At 66.5% G+C, this 1517-nt stretch carries 1 protein-coding gene; it reads left to right on the forward strand.

The window, feature by feature from the left end; translation table 11 throughout:
- The first annotated feature begins 142 nt into the window (after positions 1 to 142).
- Entirely contained in the window at positions 143 to 1504 is a 1362-nt protein-coding gene (locus AB0F72_RS42130; protein WP_360444956.1) for an IS4 family transposase, read from the forward strand.
- Positions 1505 to 1517 lie beyond the last annotated feature (13 nt).

Raw genomic sequence — 1517 nt, forward strand, 5'->3', positions numbered from 1 at the left:
CAATGCCGGGTAGTTAAGGATTCGCGGCGGGTGTCAAGAGTGTCGCGAGACGAAGGCGGCGGGGTCTCGGTATAGAGGTTTGTCACTCCAAGACAGCCTCACACCGGGAGCCCCGCCGTTGGAACAGTGTGCCATTACTCGCATGATCACGGTGGCTGCGGGACCGTTCGCGCCGGGTCATCTGGGTGAGTTGACCCAGCAGGTGCCGTTCGAGATGGTCGATGCGGTTCTCGCCGAGACCCGCTGTCTTCAGCGGCGGGTGCGGGATCTGCCGTCACGGGTGGTGGTGTATTTGCTGCTGGCGGGCTGCTTGTTCGCTGAGCTCGGGTATCGGCAGGTATGGCAGCGGCTAGTCAGCGGTTTGGAAGGGCTGCCGGTCGCGGACCCGAGCGAGGCCGCGTTGACCCAGTCTCGCCGCCGCCTCGGCCCGCAGCCGTTACGAGCGTTGTTCGACCTGCTACGCGGTCCGGCGGCCAGTATGGCGGGGCCGGCGCGCTGGCGAGGACTGCTGGTCTGCGCGATCGACGGCACCACCTTGTTCGCGGCGGACAGCGCGGCGAACCTGGCCCGATACTCCAAGCAGCGCGGGGGCCGCACCGGCGGGTCGAGCTATCCGATGCTGCGGCTGGTCACGATCATGGCGTGTGGCACCCGGTCGGTGATGGACGCGGTATTCGGGCCGATCACCTCCGGCGAAACCACCTACGCCAAGGATTTGCTCGCTCGGCTACCGGCCGGGGTGTTGCTGCTCGCCGACCGTAACTTCGCCGCCGGGCATCTCCTCAAACTCGTGACCGGCCGTCAGGCGCACGTGCTGGTCCGGGCCAAGACCGGCCGGGGCGGACCTAAGCTGCCCGTGCTGCTGCGTCTGCGTGATGGTTCCTACCGGTCGGTGTTCGGTGGCCAGAGCGTGCGGGTCGTCGACGCCGAGATCAGCATCAAGACGAAGGCCGGCACGGTTACCGGCGTCTACCGGCTGATCACCACCCTGCTCGACCCGGACACCTACCCCGCCACCGCGATCCTGCGGCTCTATCACGAACGATGGGAGATCGAGACCGCCTACCTGGAGATCAAGTCCAGCATCCTCGGTGGCCGGGTGCTACGCGCCCGCACCCCGGCCGGCGTCGATCAGGAAATCCACGCACTGCTGGTCACCTACCAGATTCTGCGCACCGCGATGACCGACGCCACCAACAGCGACACCAGCGTGGACCCGGACCGGGCCAGCTTCACCATCGCCCTCACCACCGCCCGTGACCAAGTCATCCACGCCGCCGGCGTCATCGCCAGCACCGTCATCGACCTGATCGGCAAGATCGGCCGCCTGGTCCTCGATGACCTGCTACCCGAACGACGACTACGCGTCAACGCCCGCATCGTCAAACGAGCGATCTCCAAATACAACGCCCGCGGCCCGAACATCGACCGCCGAACCTACAAGGCCACCATCAGCCTCACGGTCCTCGCCGGACCAGCCTTGACGACCAGCCCGGATCCTTAACTACCCGGCATTG

The sequence above is a fragment of the Actinoplanes sp. NPDC023936 genome, from assembly GCF_040639325.1.
GTDB lineage: Bacteria > Actinomycetota > Actinomycetes > Mycobacteriales > Micromonosporaceae > Actinoplanes.

Bases quoted from the DNA above. Each gene is read 5' to 3' on its own strand.
- AB0F72_RS42130 (WP_360444956.1), top strand. From the start codon at position 143: ATGATCACGGTGGCTGCGGGACCGTTCGCGCCGGGTCATCTGGGTGAG.